This window comes from Limimaricola sp. AA108-03 (genome assembly GCF_050847355.1).
In the GTDB taxonomy this organism is placed as follows: Bacteria; Pseudomonadota; Alphaproteobacteria; order Rhodobacterales; family Rhodobacteraceae; genus Limimaricola.
Map to the genome: position 1 here is coordinate 1286372 of NZ_CP193755.1, position 18266 is coordinate 1304637.

Annotated in this window: 30 protein-coding genes and 1 tRNA gene; 18 read left to right on the forward strand and 13 right to left on the reverse strand. The window is 63.9% G+C overall.

Features of this window, described 5'->3' with window-relative positions; genetic code table 11:
* Positions 1–3: 3 nt before the first annotated feature.
* From ACRAQ3_RS06270 to ACRAQ3_RS06280, 3 genes are all read right to left on the reverse strand, one after another.
* Complete coding sequence (locus tag ACRAQ3_RS06270; RefSeq protein ID WP_269398104.1) at positions 4–858, reverse strand: hypothetical protein; 855 nt, start codon at positions 856–858, stop codon at positions 4–6.
* A gap of 255 nt (positions 859–1113) precedes the next feature.
* Positions 1114–2520, reverse strand: coding sequence for a type I glutamate--ammonia ligase (gene glnA / locus ACRAQ3_RS06275; RefSeq protein WP_085897459.1), 1407 nt, complete (start codon positions 2518–2520; stop codon positions 1114–1116).
* Between the two features lie 62 nt (positions 2521–2582).
* Positions 2583–2921 carry a P-II family nitrogen regulator gene (locus tag ACRAQ3_RS06280; RefSeq protein ID WP_021693083.1) on the reverse strand — a complete coding sequence of 113 codons (339 nt, stop codon included), beginning with the start codon at positions 2919–2921 and terminating at the stop codon, positions 2583–2585.
* A 212-nt stretch (positions 2922–3133) separates the two neighbouring features.
* On the opposite strand from ACRAQ3_RS06280, the gene ACRAQ3_RS06285 reads away from it, so the two are divergent.
* From ACRAQ3_RS06285 to ACRAQ3_RS06295, 3 genes are all read left to right on the forward strand, one after another.
* Entirely contained in the window at positions 3134–4615 is a 1482-nt protein-coding gene (locus tag ACRAQ3_RS06285; RefSeq protein ID WP_432256039.1) for an NAD(P)H-hydrate dehydratase, read from the forward strand.
* Positions 4616–4719: 104 nt separating this feature from the next.
* Positions 4720–4804: transfer RNA gene (locus ACRAQ3_RS06290), tRNA-Leu, on the forward strand.
* Between the two features lie 447 nt (positions 4805–5251).
* Positions 5252–5479, forward strand: coding sequence for a hypothetical protein (locus tag ACRAQ3_RS06295; RefSeq protein WP_432256040.1), 228 nt, complete (start codon positions 5252–5254; stop codon positions 5477–5479).
* Positions 5480–5803: 324 nt separating this feature from the next.
* Here ACRAQ3_RS06295 and ACRAQ3_RS06300 read toward each other — a convergent pair whose 3' ends face one another.
* The 10 genes from ACRAQ3_RS06300 to ACRAQ3_RS06345 form a co-directional block, all read right to left on the reverse strand.
* Positions 5804–6949, reverse strand: coding sequence for an XRE family transcriptional regulator (locus tag ACRAQ3_RS06300; protein ID WP_432256041.1), 1146 nt, complete (start codon positions 6947–6949; stop codon positions 5804–5806).
* A complete protein-coding gene (locus ACRAQ3_RS06305; RefSeq protein WP_432256042.1) occupies positions 6900–7583 on the reverse strand; it encodes a hypothetical protein in 684 nt (227 codons plus the stop codon). The genes ACRAQ3_RS06300 and ACRAQ3_RS06305 overlap by 50 nt, the downstream gene beginning before the upstream one ends.
* 112 nt (positions 7584–7695) lie before the next feature.
* Positions 7696–7932, reverse strand: coding sequence for a hypothetical protein (locus ACRAQ3_RS06310; RefSeq protein ID WP_432256043.1), 237 nt, complete (start codon positions 7930–7932; stop codon positions 7696–7698).
* Positions 7929–8588, reverse strand: coding sequence for an HNH endonuclease signature motif containing protein (locus tag ACRAQ3_RS06315; protein WP_432256044.1), 660 nt, complete (start codon positions 8586–8588; stop codon positions 7929–7931). Before ACRAQ3_RS06315 ends, ACRAQ3_RS06310 begins: the two co-directional genes overlap by 4 nt.
* Complete coding sequence (locus tag ACRAQ3_RS06320) at positions 8585–8827, reverse strand: hypothetical protein (protein ID WP_432256045.1); 243 nt, start codon at positions 8825–8827, stop codon at positions 8585–8587. The genes ACRAQ3_RS06315 and ACRAQ3_RS06320 overlap by 4 nt, the downstream gene beginning before the upstream one ends.
* Positions 8827–9081 (reverse strand): hypothetical protein, encoded by a 255-nt coding sequence (locus ACRAQ3_RS06325; protein ID WP_432256046.1) that lies wholly within the window; start codon positions 9079–9081, stop codon positions 8827–8829. Before ACRAQ3_RS06325 ends, ACRAQ3_RS06320 begins: the two co-directional genes overlap by 1 nt.
* Complete coding sequence (locus tag ACRAQ3_RS06330) at positions 9081–9323, reverse strand: hypothetical protein (protein WP_432256047.1); 243 nt, start codon at positions 9321–9323, stop codon at positions 9081–9083. Before ACRAQ3_RS06330 ends, ACRAQ3_RS06325 begins: the two co-directional genes overlap by 1 nt.
* A complete protein-coding gene (locus ACRAQ3_RS06335; RefSeq protein WP_432256048.1) occupies positions 9320–9445 on the reverse strand; it encodes a hypothetical protein in 126 nt (41 codons plus the stop codon). Before ACRAQ3_RS06335 ends, ACRAQ3_RS06330 begins: the two co-directional genes overlap by 4 nt.
* Positions 9446–9900: 455 nt before the next feature.
* Positions 9901–10134 (reverse strand): hypothetical protein, encoded by a 234-nt coding sequence (locus ACRAQ3_RS06340; protein WP_432256049.1) that lies wholly within the window; start codon positions 10132–10134, stop codon positions 9901–9903.
* On the reverse strand, positions 10134–10769 hold the full coding sequence (locus tag ACRAQ3_RS06345) for an XRE family transcriptional regulator (protein ID WP_432256050.1): 636 nt from the start codon (positions 10767–10769) through the stop codon (positions 10134–10136). Before ACRAQ3_RS06345 ends, ACRAQ3_RS06340 begins: the two co-directional genes overlap by 1 nt.
* 542 nt (positions 10770–11311) lie before the next feature.
* Here ACRAQ3_RS06345 and ACRAQ3_RS06350 point away from each other — a divergent pair.
* The 15 genes from ACRAQ3_RS06350 to ACRAQ3_RS06420 all read left to right on the forward strand — a co-directional run bounded on the left by ACRAQ3_RS06350 (position 11312) and on the right by ACRAQ3_RS06420 (position 18202).
* Positions 11312–11779: a hypothetical protein gene (locus ACRAQ3_RS06350; protein ID WP_432256051.1), complete on the forward strand. Its 468-nt coding sequence runs from the start codon at positions 11312–11314 to the stop codon at positions 11777–11779.
* A 197-nt stretch (positions 11780–11976) separates the two neighbouring features.
* Complete coding sequence (locus ACRAQ3_RS06355) at positions 11977–12192, forward strand: hypothetical protein (protein WP_432256052.1); 216 nt, start codon at positions 11977–11979, stop codon at positions 12190–12192.
* On the forward strand, positions 12192–12578 hold the full coding sequence (locus ACRAQ3_RS06360) for a hypothetical protein (protein WP_432256053.1): 387 nt from the start codon (positions 12192–12194) through the stop codon (positions 12576–12578). The genes ACRAQ3_RS06355 and ACRAQ3_RS06360 overlap by 1 nt, the downstream gene beginning before the upstream one ends.
* Before the next feature lie 340 nt (positions 12579–12918).
* On the forward strand, positions 12919–13194 hold the full coding sequence (locus tag ACRAQ3_RS06365) for a DUF2312 domain-containing protein (protein WP_432256263.1): 276 nt from the start codon (positions 12919–12921) through the stop codon (positions 13192–13194).
* 186 nt (positions 13195–13380) lie between these two features.
* Positions 13381–13788, forward strand: a complete 408-nt coding sequence (locus ACRAQ3_RS06370) for a RusA family crossover junction endodeoxyribonuclease (RefSeq protein ID WP_432256054.1) — start codon at positions 13381–13383, stop codon at positions 13786–13788.
* Positions 13785–14765, forward strand: coding sequence for a hypothetical protein (locus ACRAQ3_RS06375; protein ID WP_432256055.1), 981 nt, complete (start codon positions 13785–13787; stop codon positions 14763–14765). Before ACRAQ3_RS06370 ends, ACRAQ3_RS06375 begins: the two co-directional genes overlap by 4 nt.
* Positions 14719–15321: a hypothetical protein gene (locus ACRAQ3_RS06380; RefSeq protein ID WP_432256056.1), complete on the forward strand. Its 603-nt coding sequence runs from the start codon at positions 14719–14721 to the stop codon at positions 15319–15321. Before ACRAQ3_RS06375 ends, ACRAQ3_RS06380 begins: the two co-directional genes overlap by 47 nt.
* Before the next feature lie 5 nt (positions 15322–15326).
* Positions 15327–15716 (forward strand): helix-turn-helix domain-containing protein, encoded by a 390-nt coding sequence (locus ACRAQ3_RS06385; protein ID WP_432256264.1) that lies wholly within the window; start codon positions 15327–15329, stop codon positions 15714–15716.
* 71 nt (positions 15717–15787) lie between these two features.
* Positions 15788–16264, forward strand: a complete 477-nt coding sequence (locus tag ACRAQ3_RS06390; RefSeq protein ID WP_432256057.1) for a hypothetical protein — start codon at positions 15788–15790, stop codon at positions 16262–16264.
* 48 nt (positions 16265–16312) lie between these two features.
* Positions 16313–16540, forward strand: coding sequence for a hypothetical protein (locus ACRAQ3_RS06395; RefSeq protein ID WP_432256058.1), 228 nt, complete (start codon positions 16313–16315; stop codon positions 16538–16540).
* Positions 16530–16709, forward strand: a complete 180-nt coding sequence (locus tag ACRAQ3_RS06400) for a hypothetical protein (RefSeq protein WP_432256059.1) — start codon at positions 16530–16532, stop codon at positions 16707–16709. The genes ACRAQ3_RS06395 and ACRAQ3_RS06400 overlap by 11 nt, the downstream gene beginning before the upstream one ends.
* On the forward strand, positions 16696–17157 hold the full coding sequence (locus ACRAQ3_RS06405) for a hypothetical protein (RefSeq protein WP_432256060.1): 462 nt from the start codon (positions 16696–16698) through the stop codon (positions 17155–17157). Before ACRAQ3_RS06400 ends, ACRAQ3_RS06405 begins: the two co-directional genes overlap by 14 nt.
* Entirely contained in the window at positions 17150–17773 is a 624-nt protein-coding gene (locus ACRAQ3_RS06410; RefSeq protein WP_432256061.1) for a YcbK family protein, read from the forward strand. The genes ACRAQ3_RS06405 and ACRAQ3_RS06410 overlap by 8 nt, the downstream gene beginning before the upstream one ends.
* Positions 17770–18018, forward strand: a complete 249-nt coding sequence (locus tag ACRAQ3_RS06415; protein WP_432256062.1) for a hypothetical protein — start codon at positions 17770–17772, stop codon at positions 18016–18018. Before ACRAQ3_RS06410 ends, ACRAQ3_RS06415 begins: the two co-directional genes overlap by 4 nt.
* Positions 18002–18202, forward strand: coding sequence for a hypothetical protein (locus ACRAQ3_RS06420; protein WP_432256063.1), 201 nt, complete (start codon positions 18002–18004; stop codon positions 18200–18202). The genes ACRAQ3_RS06415 and ACRAQ3_RS06420 overlap by 17 nt, the downstream gene beginning before the upstream one ends.
* The last annotated feature ends 64 nt before the right edge of the window (positions 18203–18266 follow it).

Below are 18266 nucleotides of genomic sequence, written 5' to 3' on the forward strand. Positions count from 1 at the left end.
GAGTCAGATTCCGGGGATCACCGGGCCCAGCGCCGCGCCATGCGCGCCCAGTGTCAGGATCACCCCCGCTACCGCGGCGCTGTTGGAGCGCTTGCGCAGTCCCGGCAGGGACAGCCCGAGAATGCTGCGCGGCCGACGCTCGGCCAGTGCCTCGTCCTTGGTGGGCTCCAGCGCCTCGCGGATGCGCTGCATCTCCTCGACCATGGGATGCGCGGCCGCCGGCATGTCGTTGGCCGGCCGTACCCGCTCGGCCGTGGTGCGCAGCTTCGGCCGCTCGGTGCGGTAGCTCGGGCGCTCGGGCCGGCGCGGTCGCAGCGGGCGTGTTTCCGGCACTTCGGGCGCCAGTTCCGAGACCTGCTCCGCGGTCTCGGCATCGAAGCGGGCCAGCATCCGGTCGATCTCGTGCTCGGTGGCATGCAGCCCGGGCCGGGCTGGGTCGAGACCGGGCAACTCGTCGATCATCGCGTCGATCATCTCGACGCTGGCCGCGCGGGGGCTGGTCTTCCACAGCATCCGGTCGGACATGAAGCGCGCGTTGATCCGGTCGGCGAGCAGCCGGGTGATCGTGCCTTGATGGCTCGCGATGCCGACCTGGCAATCACCGCTTTCGGCGGCACCGACGCCGATCGACAGGCAGGCGGCGTACCGGCCGGGAAGCATCTGGGTGTAGGCGAGGATGATGCGGGCATTGTCGAGGTCGAAGACAGCGACGTCCTCGTGATCCCAGTTCAGCCCGCAATCGCGGGCAGGACCGTCGTTGAGCGCCGTGCGCAGGTCGTCGACCAGGTTGGGGAAGTCGAGTTCGGGAGCGGCGCGGAACAGAAGCTGGGCAACGGTACTGGTGATCGGGTCTGGCATGGACCGGTCTCCAAGATGAGTCGGCACGTGGGCCGCGTGAGTGGTTCCTTTCATCCATGTTTAGGAATTGTGTTCCCGCTGAGCGCGAACCGGGGAATTAGCAAGATCGCGACGCTGGAACTGCCCTCTCACCGCCGCAATTCGGCCCCGATACGTGGCATTACGAGCCGCCTTGTCGCTCGACCCGGCGCGATCGCAACGCAAACGGGGCGCCGATTGGCGCCCCGCATGGTCTTGAAATGGCGGTTGAAACGATCAGCAGCTGTAGTAGAGCTTGTACTCGACCGGGTGCGGCGTGTGCTCGTAGGCGTAGACCTCTTCCCACTTGAGCGCCATGTAACCTTCGAGCTGGTCGCGGGTGAACACGTCACCGGCAAGCAGGAACTCGTGATCGGCTTCCAGCGCCTCGAGCGCCTCGCGCAGCGAACCACAGACCGTCGGGATTTGCGCCAGCTCTTCGGGCGGCAGGTCGTAGAGGTCCTTGTCCGAGGACGGGCCCGGATCGATCTTGTTCTTGATGCCGTCGAGGCCGGCCATCAGCAGCGCCGAGAAGGCGAGGTAGGGGTTCGCGGCCGGGTCGGGGAAACGGGCCTCGACGCGCTTGGCCTTCGGGCTTTCCGACCACGGGATCCGGACGCAGCCCGAGCGGTTGCGAGCCGAGTAGGCGCGCAGCACCGGGGCTTCGAAGCCCGGGATCAGGCGCTTGTAGCTGTTGGTGGTGGGGTTGGTGATCGCGTTGAGCGCCTTGGCGTGCTTCAGGATGCCGCCGATGAAGTAGAGCGCTTCCTGGCTGAGATCGGCATACTTGTCGCCGGCGAAAAGCGGCTTGCCGTCCTTCCAGATCGACATGTTGACGTGCATGCCCGAGCCGTTGTCGCCCGAGATCGGCTTCGGCATGAAGGTCGCCGACTTGCCGTAGGCCTGGGCCACGTTGTGGATCACGTATTTGTACTTCTGGATCTCGTCGGCCTGGTGCGTCAGCGTGCCGAAGATCAGCCCCAGCTCGTGCTGGCACGACGCCACCTCGTGGTGGTGCTTGTCGACCTTCATGCCCATGCGCTTCATGGTCGAGAGCATCTCGCCGCGCATGTCCTGCGCGTCGTCGATCGGGTTGACCGGGAAGTAGCCGCCCTTGACGCCCGGACGGTGGCCGGTGTTGCCGACCTCGTACTCGGTGTCGGTGTTCCAGGCGCCGTCGATCGCGTCGACCGAGAAGGAGACCTTGTTCGAGGTCACGGCGAAGCGGACGTCGTCGAAGATGAAGAACTCGGCCTCGGGGCCCATATAGGCGGTGTCGCCGATGCCGCTCGACTTCAGGTAGGCTTCGGCCTTCAACGCGGTGCCGCGCGGGTCGCGGTCATAGGGCTCGCCGGTGTCGGGCTCGACCACGGTGCAGTGGAGGCACAGCGTCTTCTCGGCGTAGAACGGGTCGATATAGGCGCTGTCATTGGCGGGCATCAGCTTCATGTCGGACTGGTCGATCGACTTCCAGCCGGCGATCGAGGAGCCGTCGAACATGAAGCCTTCCTCGAGGAAGTCCTCGTCGACGAGGTCGGCGACCACCGTGACGTGCTGCAGCTTGCCCTTGGGGTCGGTGAAACGGATGTCGACGTATTCGACCTCCTCGTCCTTCATCATCTTCAGAAGCTTGGAGCTGTCCATCTCAATGCTTTCCTTGTTTATCTCGTGTTCGTGAAAAGGGGTTGCCCCCCGCGGCGCGCGGCTCAGATCGCGTCGTCGCCGAATTCTCCGGTGCGGATGCGGATCGCCTGTTCGACGGGCGAAACAAAGATCTTGCCGTCGCCGATCTTGTCGGTCTTCGCGGCATCGACGATGGCCGCGATCGCGCGCTCGACCTGATCGTCGGGCAGAACCACCTCGATCTTCACCTTGGGCAGAAAATCGACGACGTATTCGGCGCCGCGATAAAGCTCGGTATGGCCCTTCTGGCGTCCAAAGCCTTTCACCTCGACAACGGAGAGGCCCTGCACGCCGGCCTCCTGAAGCGCCTCCTTCACCTCGTCGAGCTTGAACGGCTTGATGATCGCCTCGATCTTCTTCATGTCGCGCGACTCCCTTGCATCCGCGTTCTCAGGGGTGAAACCATGACGCCCCGGCCACCTCAATCGCCGCTCCCGGCCCGGAATGGAGCCAATGCCGAAATTCCAGATCTGTGCTTAAAATTTGTGCATAATGGGTGTATTCGATGCAGTTTGAAAATTCTTGCCCGGCCGACATCCCGGAAACCGCTCGTTCCGTGAGCAGTCCCGACGGAATGGCGGTTCTGACTGCCAGTGAAATGCGCGATGCAGAGGCGCGGGCCGTCGCGGCCGGCACACCAGGCGCGGTGCTCATGGAACGGGCGGGGGCTGCCGTGATTGCCGCGCTGTTCGAGCATTGGCCGCAGCTCTCATCCGGAGGGCGCGTCTGCGTGCTGTGCGGGCCGGGCGGCAATGGCGGTGACGGCTATGCGGTGGCAAGGCAGTTGGCCATGCGCGGCTGGACGGTCCGGCTTCACGCGCTGGCCCCGACACGCCATGCGGATGCCGCCGGGCAGGCGCGGCTTTGGTCGGAAATGGGGGCCATCGAGGAGTGGGACCGGGCAGGAGAGTCGGTCGAGGGAGCCGACCTCGTGGTCGACGCGCTGTTCGGCATCGGGCTTGCGCGGCCGCTCGGCCCCGAGTTCGACCGGGTGCTGAAGGCCGGGGCGCAGCGAGTGCTGGCGATCGACCTGCCATCCGGCCTGTGTTCCGACAGCGGGCGCGTGATCGGCGAGCGATGCTTCGACGCCGATCTCACGGTGAGCTTTCATACACCGAAGCGCGGCCATATTCTTGCCGAAGGCCCGACCCGTTGCGGCATGCTGGATATTCGCGGCATCGGCCTCCCGGAGGAGGGCGGGAGCGTCAGGCTTACCCGCAGACCTGAGCGGTTCGGCAAGCGCGCAGGTCACAAATACGGTCACGGCCACGCCCTGGTGCTGTCCGGCGGGGTTGGGCGCGGCGGCGCGGCGCGCATGGCGGCTCGGGCCGCGCTCAGGAGCGGTGCGGGGCTGGTGACGCTGGCCTGCCCGCCTGCGGCCCTGCAGGAAAACGCGGCCCGGCTGGACGCGATCATGCTGCGGTCGCTGCGGAATGCGGAGGCGCTGGAGCAATTGCTGGAGGATTCCAGGCTGAACGCGCTTCTGCTCGGCCCGGGTCTCGGGACCAGCATGCGCGAAGGCGAACTGGTGGGGCGGGCGCTTGCGGCGGAGCGGTCAACGGTGCTCGACGCCGACGCGCTCACGCTCGTGGCTGGGGATGCGGCTTTGCGGGCTGCGCTGCATGAGGGATGCCTGCTCACGCCGCATGATGGCGAATTCGCGCGTCTGGTGTCTGACATCGCCGACCGCATGAGCGGGCCGGTCGCAAGCGGCCCGGCCTACTCGCGGCTCGATGCGGCGCGCGAGGCGGCGGGGCGGTTGGGCTGCACGGTGCTGCTCAAGGGGCCGGATACGGTGATCGCGGCACCCGATGGGCGCGCGGTGATCAATGCCGCGGTTCATGGTCGCTCCGCGCCATGGCTTGCCACCGCAGGGGCGGGCGACGTGTTGGCCGGGATCGCGGCGGGGCTGATGGCACGCGGCCGCGACGGTTTCGCCGCGGGGCAGGAGGCGGCGTGGCTGCATGTCGAGGCGGCGCGCCGTTTCGGCCCGGGGTTGATCGCCGAGGACCTGCCCGAGATGCTGCCCGCCGTGATGCGCGAAATGGGACTTTGAGGCCGCTGCGGCAGTCGGCATTTTTTCCCGTGGCGCGCCGCTTCGGGCTTTGCTAGACAGCGCCGAGATTTCCGGGGGGCCGTTCCGCTCCCCATGAGAGACATGCGGGTGTGGCGGAACTGGTAGACGCACCAGATTTAGGTTCTGGCGCCGCAAGGCGTGGGGGTTCGAGTCCCTTCACCCGCACCAATATCTCCTGAAATCCTTAGACTTTTCGCGCTGGGAGCTGCCAGTCCCCCAGCTGGCCCCCCACGCAGTTTGTGGTGGGCGATGTCGAAGGCGGAGCGGCTCAGAAGTCAGGATGGGCCGTTCGTTACGCTGAGTTTGGGTTAGAAGGTTTCGAGGACGGCCTGCACGCCGGTCTTGATAGGTTCCCCTGCGGTCAGGGTCGGATCTTCCCACCATGCTATGAGCCAAGGCTCAGATACTGCACCAATTGTGCGTCGCATGGCATCCGATCAGAAGGTTCATCATGTGCGACAAGCGGGCCATCGGACCGCGAAATTCAGATAGGAGTTTATAAAATCTATGACGATAGGAAATATCGCAAGCGGGCTCACAATTCTCGGAATCGTATCCGGTGGAGCATATGCAGTATTCCAGTTCGACGACAGGGTTCGATCTCTGGAGGCGCGTATGCAGGTGCTGCTTGCATCCCCCACAGAATCTAGTGGTGAGATGGCGGCCGACACAGTTATCCCTGGAGATAAGGTTGAAGTGACCTCCCCCTCCCAAATTCTCGCAAAGGCCTGTGCGGAAATTGCGCTCAAATCAGCGAAGGCAATTGAAGATGGGTATACCCTTTCAAAAAATCCGAAATTCCAAGAGCTTCTAGAGTCGATGAAGTGTGACAATTTCCCGTGATGCGATCTAAGGGCATTCAGAAAGGGCAAGCGGCCTTCGATGGTAGAGCAGTCTAGCAAAGGAGCGCGACAAGGATAGAAGGCTGACGGCATCTCTTTGATGAGCTTCAGATGGTGAGCGAGGAAACCATCGGGACATCCAACTTCGTCGTGAAGGGTTGCCTCGGGATAGCAGGCGGAGCAGTAGTTGCAGTATTCGGATTATTGTCCGGTTTCGGTACAGTAAGTGCCGACTTGCCACGGGGCAATCTGGCATCCGCGTAGCGCCCAATCTTGAGGAATGTGACGCCGCCCGTTAGGGGCGACGTCAGGCGCTTCGGGGCAACTAACCGCTATTTGCTACAAGCTTCAGTTTTGGCTTTGTGCGTGGCGTTCCTTGGATGTCCGATACGGGAATGCCATGCATGTTGGCAAACTCAACAGGTGTTATTCTAACAGCGTTCGCGATCTCCTCGATGGAGTACGCAAGGTCTTTTAAATGCAACTCAACAAGCTGGGGTGCTGATTTTCCGTACTCAGGGGGGATGTCGAACTCTAATGGCTCCTGCTTTCGGTATCCAAATGCACTCATCTTCTTGTATAGTTTTGTGGCTGTTTGGTCGGAAATTGCCCCAAGAATCTTTGCTCTATATATCAGAGCAGACATAGATACTCGCCATTTGTACTTTAGTTGACCTAGCCTTGGAATGCTTAATTCTCTTTTGAGGTCAGGTAGAATGCTGGAGCGAGGCATAAGAAGCTCCCCGGCAAATTCATTTGCCTCATGTTCCATTGCTTCGTGCGGGAAAGTGTGTAGGACAACATGTCCATATTCGTGAGCTAGGCTAAATCTTTTGCGGTCTACAGGTCGATTCTTGTTAAGAAGTATAACTGGCTTCATTCCTGGTGGTCGTAGTGTCACGCCATCTACATCAGCGCTTTCAAAGTCGCCTTCTGCGACCAGCACCCCAGTCGCCTCAACTAACTGGATCAGATTTGAGATCGGTGCACTGTCCAATTGCCAAGATGATCTAATTTTTCGAGCGGCTTCACTTGCTGATGTTACACCGTTCGCATTCTCGCTGACGCTCGACTTGTCATTAATTATTTCAAACTGAAGTAGTGGATATTGTGGCTCTATATCTACCGCCTCCAAAAGTCTCCTGTAGTGCATTACGTATAGGTTTGCGAGGGCTACAACTACGTTCTGGTCTTTCGCTGATACGGATGATCTTTTTCGAAATGCCGCCCCGTGAAGACTCATTGGTGTTCTGTAGAGAGGGTCTTGCTCATAGAAGAAGCTAATAGGAAATTCAAGAAAGCGAGCTATCGACTGAATTTCTTCTTGCGATAGCCCGTCTCGAGTTCCATTCTCGATCCGAGAAATTGCCGCTTGTGCAACTCCAGTCTCACGAGCCAGTTCCGTTTGAGTAATACGGCGTCTATTTCGAGCCAGGAGCAGCATCTCTCCATTGATTGGTCGTGCTGCCATTCTCTTTTTCTTTCCTCTTGCTTTCTTTTAGTTTCAACTTCGCGCCCACTCGTTGGTCGGTTTTTGTAGTAGCTTCGCGCTCTATTCTTGCATCCGTCAACGGGCGATGAGTTTCTAACATTCGTTGATCGATACCGTCCGCAAACTTTATGAACGCCCGTGCGATGGATGCCCCAGTTCCACTTAGATGGCATGCAACGAAAAACAGCAGATCTTTCGGAGCTTCGACGTCATATGGGAACAGAGAGCTCTGCTCTTCTATGTCGCATACTTGAAAGTCGCATTTCGCATACTGATGAGAGGACTTGGATGTCCCACCTTTCGGACCGGATAGGTGAAGTTCGAAGCTAACGTTCCGCTCTTCTCCCTCAAAAGTGATCGTGCCAGATAGTTTGTTGCAGTGCCCATCTTTTACGTAACTGACTTCCAGCCCGCGATCTTCTAGCTCCACCGCCGCCGCGGCAGCTGGAAGCGCACCATTAAGAACCGAGCCTATGGCTCTCGAATTTACCAAGTCCATGTGTTGGACACGGGCGAGGTCGGCAAGGGTCGCTTTCTCTAGCTCGTTAAGCAGGGCCCATAAGGCTGGTTCGAAAAGCTCGCGCGCGGTGTGAAGTGCATTGTCTCGATCCAAGTCCGATTCGCCTTCTGTCGATCATCTGTCATCACATGTACCCAGCGCGTCAATTTACGTCAAGAATATTCAATAACTATTCACGTACTGAATATTTTTGCATGGAGGGGCGTCATCCCGCCAGCTCGCAGTAGGTGATGTAGTCTTCCAGCTCAGACGTCCTTACAAAGGTTGCGGCGCCTCGCTTGTAGAGACGCAGCTTCGGCTCGCGTCGCTCTAGCTTTGCGCGCTCGGCTTCGGCATCAACCCACCGGTAAAGCGTCGATCGGTGGATCCCGAAGCACTCCTGCACTCGAGATGGTCGGACGTAGAGGGGTTGCATAGGCACACGCATGGTCGGGGCGTTCATGCTGCGGTCTCCTTCTTCGTGCCGCGCCGCTTCCTCCGTGCCTGCCGCGCGGCATGCTCCAGCTTGGCGACAGCCAGGATGGTGAGCTTCAGTTCCTCGGGCGCCTGGTCGTAACCGCGTCCGAACCGGCCATTGAGGCGGGGCAGCAGGGCGCGGGGCACGGCTTCCCAGTTCGACGGCGCGCAGTTCGTCTTGTCGCCGTCCAGGCACTTCAGGGCATGACCCTCGGGGATCGGGCCGTGAGCCTTCTCCCAGAGCCACTTGTGCTTCAGCACCCGACGGGTCGGCGCGCCCGTATACGGGTTGGTCTCGGCCACGATCATCCAGACGTAGCCCTCCTTGGGGTCGATCGCCTCGTGACCGGCGCCGCGCCAGGTATGCGGGCGCTGGCCCTTCTTGAAGCGCGTCGCCGCGCTGTTCGGGTTGAATGGCATCGTCTTGCCCTTGTTCACTGGCTTGGTGCCCTTCTCGAACCGGCCCGTGCGCCCGGTCAGCCAGCCGCGCCGCTTGCAGAGCGCGGTGAGGTTGGCCTGGCTGACGTCCTCGCGGCGGAACGTTTCGCAGAACAGCTGATGCAGCTCGTGGCGCGGGAGGTGAGAGCGGACCTTGATCCAGACCTCTTCGTACTCGCTGTAGCTGATGGGTTGCCTCCTCATTCGGACGGCCCTCCGATCTTCGGCAGCATGGGCAGCACCTCCTTGCCGTGCTTGGCGAAGAGGGTGGCGGCCCGCAGGCTGGTGTCGGCGATGCGCACAACCTGGTCGGCGAGGCCGACGATGGCTTCGGCGCGCTGAGCCTCCGCCGCGAGCTTCTCGGGGGTCATGTCCTCGTCGGAGAGGCGCTCGATCTGGGCGAATAGGTGGTCGTTCAGGTCGGACAGCTTGTTCTTGGCCATCACGCTGCCCTCCCGCACTCGGTCACCCGCTTCGAGATCAGCGCCTTGTGGTACCAGGCACGTGCGGCTTCGGCGTCGGTGTCGGCCGAGACGACAATGCCGTGCAGCTCGACGATCACACGGCCGCGCTTGCCCGTCCAATGACCGGCCTCGGACTCGTGCACGGCTTGCCAGATGGCATCGGCGCGCTCGCTCTCGTCCATCTGCCCGAGGCGCTCGACCAACGCCGGGAGTTCATCGAAGGCGTGGGGCATCACCCGTTCCTCCCACCGAAGGGAAGGCCGAAGGTGGCGAGGTGGTGCATCGCCATGGCCACCACGGCCACGCCGAGAACCCAGAGCACCCCGGCGAGGACCGTAGTGGTCAGCGCCCCGAACGCGTCGAGGGCGCGGCGCGGCGTGCCGGGTGCCGGAGCGACGATGTCGTTGATCCGTTCGCGCACGTTGTCCCAGTGGGTCGCGGTGCTCACGCGAGGGATGTCGGCGATATGGGTCATGCAGGCCTCATTGCGATCAGTCCGGCGACCGTCAGGCCGACGTTCAGTCGCAAGGCCAGCAGTGACACGGCGTCCCCGACGAGGAACGCGGCGCGGCGGAGGGTGGTGCGTGGGGTGATCATGGAGCGGGTCTCCCTGTGGGCCGCGGGGTGCGGCTATTAGGGAGAGTTGTAGTGTAGGTTAATTCCTACGTCAATCCAGCTATAGGAAAAAACCTATACTCTGGACCTTCTCTGTGCTATACCACCCGTGTCAGCGCAGCGGGTGATATCCCTGCGCCGATGGTTCGAGGATGCGGGGCCTAGGCGGAATATGGGGTCCGGGGCCCGAACCCGGTGTCCGCCTTCACCGTCACCCCGCCCCCGCCGCTTTCTTAACCACCACCCCTCCAACACCGGCGTCAGCGCCACGAACAGGCTCAGCACCGTCAGCGGGCCAAACGCAATCAGAGCGAGCGGGAACACCGGCACGTAGCGCCATTCCTCGATCAGCGAGAGGCCTACGATGACCGGCATAGCGGATAGCAGGAAGACACCGGCAAGCGTTGCCAAGCGAAAGGGGCGAGGTGGACGCCAAGTCATGCTCGGCCTTCTTGCCCGTCCTCGCGCAGTTGCAGCGCCACCGCTCGGGCCAAGCGAGCATAAGTTGGATCTGAGTCCAGTTCGCCCGCATTAGCTTCGAGGGCAAGGGCAGCGTAGTGCCGCTGCGTCGGTGTCAATTCGAGTGCCTCGCTGATGCAGGCCACAACTTTAAGGGCTCCATTGAACACGTCCTCAGCGGGCAGACTTTCGATCCGGGGCGGGTCTTGCATTAGGATTTCCTCGCTAGATCCGCAGGCCAGTGCAGCCGCACTGGCGCTGCCCATTTCAACCTCACATCGTGCTGGTTCTCGGCACCCGGATTCAGCGAAATCAGGTTGAACAGGCCGGGCTCGCTGCCCAGCTTCACCTGCTTGACCCAGCCGAGCCCTCTCTCGCACTCGCAGACACAGCGGCGGCCGATGGCTTCAGTCGGCACCCCGTCGGCGACAGCCCGCGTGTAGAACAGCAGGTCGCCCGCGCTGTACACTGGCTCCATCGAGTCACCCTCGACCTCCACCGCGACGATGCCGGATGGCGGCAGGCCAGGCGGCGCTTCGACCTGAGGGCCGTCGCCTTCCTTGCCGTAGGCGTCGAAGACCGGGACGTGTGCGCCAGCGCCGACCCTGCCGGCGATGGCGATGGTGCGGCGGGTAGGGGCCTCGCCCACAATCTCATGCACCGAGACACCCAGCACTTCTGCGATCTTCAGCAGATTAGCGAAGGTCGGATTCTTAGTCTTCCGGGTGATGATGTCGCGGACACCCGTGGCGCTCATGCCTGCGGATAACGCTACCGCTCGGTTGTTCATACCGCGCTCAGCGATCAGGGCCTCAATTCTCTGCGCGATCATGTCACCTGTATCCATGTAGGTAATTTCCTACACGCAGCATCCGAGGGCAAATAGGTTAAATCCTCTTGCGCAGGTAGGATAAAACCTACATCATGGGTATTATGATGATGCAGCAGTTTAGAAACGAGATCGAAGCCTACCTGAGTCGGACCGGCACGAAGCCGTCTACCTTCGGCAGGAGCTATCTCTGCGATCCGGGCTTCGTTTCGCGCATTCGCGCAGGCGGAGAAGCCCGTCCCAGCACAATTGAGAAGGTTCGCGCCATGATGCGCGAAAACCCCTCCGGCCCTACGGCTACTAGCTCGGGCGGCCCCGCCCCCAAGACGCCCCGCGTACCCTTCCGCGTCGCATACTAATGCCCACCGCCCAAGCCTGAGCCTCCCGCATGACTCATACGCCCAGCCCGCGCCACCCTGCGCCCTGCGACTAGGACTTTCGTCGTAAACCGTTTGGCCCTGCTCGGTTAGGGGCCTTCCCGTCAAATCAATGGGTTGCGTCTGCCTCATACCGCGATGGTGGCGCGAGGCAGGGCTTCAGCCAAGGAAAATTCGTTTCCAATGCGTAAGCCGCTTCACGCGCAGATCTACTGCGATACGCTGACCGATATGTTCTGCGAGTTGCTCGGCGCTTGCCGCAAGGAGGCCGCCGCTGCCGGGCATATTGAGGCCCGCGTTGGTCCGATCTCGCAGGGCACTCTGACCAAGATCAAAAGTGGCGATCTAGCCGTCCCGATCGCATGGGTGTGGGCCTTGGAGGATGCCACCGGCAACTACTGCTTTACTCGCATGCGCAATCGCGAACTTCAGGACCAAGGCGCGCTGGACCCTCAGGAGGTTTGCCACCTCTCCACGCTTCGCGAGGCAACCGAAGCCGTGACTGCTCAGGCGGCCGCCGAGAACTCCAACGATCCCGAAGTGCTTCGCCGGGCCCTGAAAGAGACGTTGGACGTACGTGCCAAGGCCGACAGCGACGCGGCGTTCTACCAAGAGAAGCTCGCGGCACTCGGGATCGAGGCGGGCCAATGACCATCGGAACTGCCTTAGGGCGCTTCGGTACCACGGCATCCATATGTAAGGGTGCTATGCAGGATGTTCCCCCGGCTAACGGTAGGCCGGAGGAACGTCGCCTCAGGTCGGGTCCACGCGATCTGGGGCACCATGCGCTGCTGCCGGATCTACCTCCCAAGGCTAGCAGTGCTCATTCAACTCCTGAGTGCGCAAAATTGTTCCCCGTGGCCGGTGCGGCCGCTGACCCCGCAATGCCCTCTCGGCATGCCGGATACGCCCCGTCTCTCACGGCGAAGATCGAGGTCGCGCAGTCGCTGGCCGAACTGAACGGCCTTGAATTTGGCTGCTCGTGGACCGGTCACCGCCTCACCACCGACGAACTTCATGCGCTCGCGCTCCGCCGTGAGCAGATGCAGAAAGGATCCCGCTGATGCCGCAACGCCAGAAGATCAGTGACGACGAGCTTCGCGCAGCGGCGCAGGCCGGGCTGACCCAGATTGAAACGGCTCGCCGCTATGGCGTGGGCGACAACACCGTCTCCCGCCGCGCTGCCCAGGCGGGCATCGAGTTCACCCCCGGTCGGCTTGGTCCGAACGAACGGGCCGACAATCTGACCGACGAGCAGCGCGCCGACATCCAGATCCTGGTCGTCCAGGGCGGGTATTCGAACGTCGCTGCCCGGGAGCTCGTGCTCCGGCCGAAGGCAAAGGTTCGCGCAGCGCCTCCCTCTGTGAAGCCGAGGGGCCGGCCTGTGTCCGTCTTCTCGGCATCCCCCACCGCCATCGCGCGACATCTCGAACAGAGCCGCGCTGACTGAACCGCATCCCAATGCCACGGCCGGGGCTCGCCCGGCCTACTGTCCAATCCCCGGAGGAACCATGACTGACCTCTCCATCGCCCCCTCACAGGAAGACATCGTTGCCGCCGCTGTCGTCGATCCGATGATCCGGAGCGCTGCCGCCCATGTCATCCGTGCTGGGCGCGTGACGCCGAAGGACGTGCGCCTGCACTGTGTCGTCGGCCCGCATCGCGCGGCCGAGCTCATCGCTTCGCTGGAAGCGCTGGGCGTTGTCAGCGCGGCCGATCGGATCGGCAAGCGCACTGTCTTGCTGACCGAGCTACCGCCTGCGCTCAATCCCAAGGCCTCCCAGCCCCGCATGAAGGAAACGCCCGAGGACGTGGCGGTGCGGGAGAGGGCGGAGAACGCCGCAGGTGAAGAGTTCCGCCAGTTCATCGAGCGGGTGGAGCACCTTGAGGCGGAGAAGAAGGAGCTCGCCGAGCAGATCAAGGAGGTGATGGCGGAGGCCAAGGGGCGCGGATACGACACCAAGGTCATGCGCAAGGTGATCGCGCTCAGGAAGCGCGACGCCGACGACATCGCCGAGGAAGAGGCGATGTTCGACATGTACAAAGCCGCGCTGGGCATGTCGTGATGGAGTTGCTCGCAATCCTCATCTGGACGGGCGGCGCGGTCGCAGCCGAGGAAATCCACCGGGCGCGGGGCTGCGGCGCCGTTGCGGCTTTCGCGAAGGCGGCGTTCTGGCCTCTCGCGCTGGGCAGGGCCCTCGCATGCATAGTGTGCGGCGGTGAGGTCCGCATGGAGCTGCAGGACGGTGACCATGGCTGACCGCATCACCATCGTCATCCCCGGCAAGCCCTTTGGCAAACAGCGCCCCAAATTCGACCCTCGCTCGCGCCATGCCTACACGCCCGGTGCCACCGTGTCGTTCGAGCAGACCGTGCGCGAGCTTGCCGCCCAGAAGATCCGGACGCCGCTCGAAGGGCCGGTCACCATGACGCTCGAGGCCGTGTTCGTCCCGGCCAAGTCCTGGTCGAAGAAGCGTCGTGCCGCCGCGCTGGGTACCCTGCACACGCAGAAGCCCGACCTGGACAACATCGAAAAGGCCATCCTCGACGGCCTGAACCGCATCGCCTTCGCCGATGACCAGCAGGTTGCGGACGTGCGCAAGCGCAAGCTCTGGGGCGAGCGGGAAGAAACCATCATCACGTTGGAGGCGCGGTCATGAGCAACAAGGTCTCCGCACTAGCCTATAGCCGCGTGGCGGGTTCGCCATCACGCAAGGCCGTGCTCGTCTACATCGCCGACAAGGCCTCCGACGACGGCTCGGGCATTTGGGCGTCTAAGGGCACCATTGCGGCCGAGACGGAGCTCAGCCTCTCCTCGGTCAAGCGCATCATGCGCGACTTCGAGACCGAGGGCCTGATCGGTCGCTGCGGACGTCGGGCCTGCGAGAATGGCGCGACCGTCGAGTATGCCATCGATCTCGACGCGCTCTCGGACCTGCCTGAGGTCGAGGCTCCGAGCACCAAGTTCAGAAAGCCGGAATCGGGCGGGGAAGGGCGGTCGACCCCGGCGACAAAAGCTCAGCCCGAACCCAGTTCACAAGGGGACCGGTGTCAGGGTGAACCCGGTTCACCGTGCGACCGGTATCAGGGTGAGCCTGAACCCGGTTCACAGGGAACCCCCTACCCGGTTCAGGGTGAACCCCAAACCACCCTAGAACCATCCTTTAACCATGGTGGTGGTAGCGCACGCGACCAGGCGGATGAGCCGACCTCGGTTGCCTCCATCCGGGAGCAGCTGCTCGCGGCCATGGGCGTCGATCCCGTCTCAGGCATCACCGGCCCGAGCGGTCGCCAGATTGGCACCGAGATCGACATGGCCATCGCCAAGCGCTGGTCGACTGATCTCGGCATATCGCTCGACCAAGTGCTGGCCGTCATCGCCGAGACCATGGCGCGCAAGCCAGACGGCCCTCCGAACAGCTTCAAGTTCTTCGACAAGCCAATGGCGCGCTTTGCAGGCGAACTCCGCCGCCTCGCTGCCGAACCCCTCAGCCCGACCGACACCCCCAAGCGCAAGAAAGGCCACAGCCATGACCGGGACGGAACTTTCGACCAACGCCACGACGAATACCTCCATCGCCTCGCCGCGGGTGAAATCGACCGAGGACCTGATCCGAGCGACCCGTGGGCGCGCTGAGGCGGCCGAGATCCAGCGCCGTGCTCGCACCACGCTGGGCTTCCACTACCAGCCCGAGCGCTCCGAAGCCGAGATGGCCCGCACACTCGACGGCTTCGCCCGCGCCCTGAGCGATCTCCCGGCCTGGGCGGTGCAGGGCGGCTTCGATGACGCCGACCGTACCATCGCCCGCCGCCCGTCGCCTGCCGAGATCCGCATGCTCGCGCAGCGCCGCCTGCAGCCGATTGCCGATGAGCTGGCTCGCCGCCGCCGTGCCGAGGAAGAGCGCGCCGCCGAGGAGCGTGCCCGCCGCAAACGCCGCTGCAGCCCCGAGGAAGCCGCGCGGATCCTTGCGGGCCGTGGCTTCACACCCAAGCGCTTCGGTGCCGTGGGCAAGCGCCCCATGGCGGGAAGCGTCCAGGAACTCGACCTTGATGCCGCCGATACCCCGCGCCGGCACTGGTCCGAGACCGTAGCCGCCGACAGTGGCGAGATGCAGGCCCTGCGCGCCGCGCGCCGCGCCAACCCGCTGATGCGGGCCGGCATGCGGGATGACCCCGAGGAGGGCGCAGCGTGAGCTACATGGCCAACATCCTTGGCGAGCGGGCGAACCCGATGGCTGCCCAGCGCCGCGACCCCGTGGCGGCCATCATCGCCGCCTGCGCTGCGGAGTGGGGTGTCACCGATGCCGCAATCCGTGGGAACAGCCGCAAGCCCAGCGCGGTCCGCCCGCGTCATGCCGCTATCTGGATCGCCAAGCAGGTCACGGGCCGCTCGACCACAGAGCTCGGGGAGGCCTTTGCCCGGGACCATACCAGCATCCTGCATGCGCTGGGCTGCGTTGACCAGGCCGACCCTGAGACGCGCGCCGCCATCGCCCGGGTGCGGGAACGGCTGGATCCCGGGATCAGCATCAGCCGCATCCGAGCCGAGACCATGGACCGTGCCCAGATCGCCGCGCTGGGCGGCTGAGCAACGAGAAGCCGGCAGACAGAGCCGGTGGAAACAAAGCCGACGCAGATCGGCGCCCATGAGGGACAGACATGAACCATCCGAGCAGCGCCGCTGCGCCCGCCATCGCCTTTGCCCCGCCGCCTGCGCTCCCGCTGGAAGGGGTGGCGGGGGAGATCGCCGAGGTGATCGGCCGCGACCAGACCATCCGCCTGATCCGCGCCATGCGGGACACCACCGGGCGCAGCTGGCGGGTCTGCTTCTACGTTCCGAAGCGGCTGCCACTCGATCACCAGCTGGTCGAGGTGCTGGGGTGGACCGATGCGCGCCGCCTGGTGCGGCACTTCGGGGGCGAGATCCTTCAGACATCGAACCTGCGCTATCTCGAACGCGCTTGGCGTCAGCACTCGATCCGGTACCTGCGCGCCGCCCAGCGCATGAGCGCGACAGAGATTGCCGAGTACATCGGGCTGTCGGTCTACCGGGTGCGGGAGATCCTCCGTACGGGGGAACCGCCAGAGGATCACGCCCAGCGCGCTGGGCATGGTGCTGCCCAAGGGGTCGCCTGACCGTAGGCGTCCCGCGATGCAGCAGCAGGGGCGCATGCGGTGCCGGGTGTGGACGCCACTTCCTTCGTAGAGACCTACGGCTTGCCCGGGGCGGTGATCATCGCCCTGGTCTATGCCGTGGCGAAGCTGTGGGCCGCCTATGTCGCCTCGAACGAGGGACGGCTGCAGGACCAGCGCGAGCACTCGCGGGAGACGCGTGAGCTCGCTCAGGCCTCGAACGCGTCCCTCGACGCCCTGACCCGGATGCTCGAGCGGGAGGGGCGCCGTGATCCGTGAATTCCTGGCGTGTCTCATCGGAACGCAGAAGCGGGCCGCTGCCGAAGCCGAGCGCGTCGCGCTGGCCACGGGGCGCCGCGAGGACGTGGAAGGCGTCAAGCGCCGCGCCCAGCGCATCGATCAACTCGTCAACCAGATGAAGCAGGAGCGGCAGCTTGGGACTGATTGAGGCATTGGCAGCTGCCCTGGCGGCGCTGGGCGTGGGCATGGCGTGCATGATCCTGCGAGGCTTCTGGGCTGGCCATCGGGCGCGTAGCGCCATGAGCGCGACCTACCGGCTGTCGGCCGGCGTGTTCCTGATCGTGGCGGCCTACGTGGCGCGCTCGCTCTACTGGGAGTTCGCACCCCTGATCGCCACGGGGCTGGTTGCTCCGGGCGCGTGGACCGAATGGTTCGCGCTCACTGGCACGGCGATCAACGCCGCCTTTTCCGCCGTGTTCCTGCGCGGCCTCTACCACCTGCTGGTGCTGCTGTGGCTGCTGATCCCGCGCGAGGAGCGCGTGCATTGGTCGCTGCTCGAAGCGCCTTGGTACCCCGACCGTGCCGCCTTCTCGCGCGCTGTGCTGGCGCTGCGGGCTCGGTGGCGTTCGCGTGAGAAAGGAGACGACAATGTCTGATAAGTTGAAGGCCGCCCACTGGTCGCGGGTGTCGGCGGCGTCTTGGCCGTGGGAAAACTTCAAGCCTGCCGAGATGGCGTCGAAGGGCGACGGCTCGCTGGTGCTCGACGTTGACGCCATGGACCGTCTGCAGGCGCTGCGGACGCATCTCGGGCGCCCCATGCTTGTCACTTCCGCCTACCGCGACCCTGACCACAACCGGCGCGTAGGCGGCGCGAAGCTCTCGGAGCACCTAAAAGGCCGAGCCTTCGATATCCGGATGGATAACCATGATCCCGCCGAGTTCGAGGCCGCGGCGCGCGCGGTCGGGTTCACCGGCTTCGGCTACTATCCCGACAAGGGCTTCATGCACATCGACACGGGGCGGCCTCGGTCCTGGGGGCGTCCCTTTCCCAAGCGTGCGACCCGGTTTGCCTCCGAGCCCGAGCCCAAGCGCACCAAGAAGGCGGTTGCGGAAGGCACTGGCGTCGCGGCGATCGCGGTGGCGGCCGAGCGTGTCGTGACCGAGGCGGCGCCGATGCTGCCCGATGCGGCCGTGTCGTGGGCCTTCACTGCCCTCGCGGTCGTGGGCCTCGGTATCGTGGCGTGGCGCGCCATCCGCGCGGGGCAGGAATGATCCCGCGCATCTTCTCGCGCGTCGGCAGCTGGATCGGCGCGGTGGTGCTCGGCGCCGTGGCGGTGCTTGGGGCGCTGCGCCTCGAGCGGGCGCGCGGCGCGCGGCAGGGCAGGGAAAGGGCTCAGGATGAAGCGCGAAAGATCGACCGGGACCGCGCGGCTGACATTCGTCGCCGCGTCGATGCTGCTCGCGGCCGTGACTACGGGGTGCTCGATCCCGAGGACCACCGTGGCTACCGAGACTGAGGCCGCGCTGTGCGAGGCATGGGCGGGCGCGCTGCCCTCGCGCTCGCATCGGGACACCGAGCAGACCCGGGCGGAGATCAGCGCTGCCTACGATGCGTTCCTCGCGGCGTGCGACCGCGAGGCGCTGCCCGCCGCGCTGCAAACCCCCCGGAAAATGGGTCCTTTCGAGGGGATGACGCCATGAGGGTAGGCGCACTCGCCAAAATTCATTTGTGCGAGCCCGCTGGAAACGCGGGTCTTTATTATAT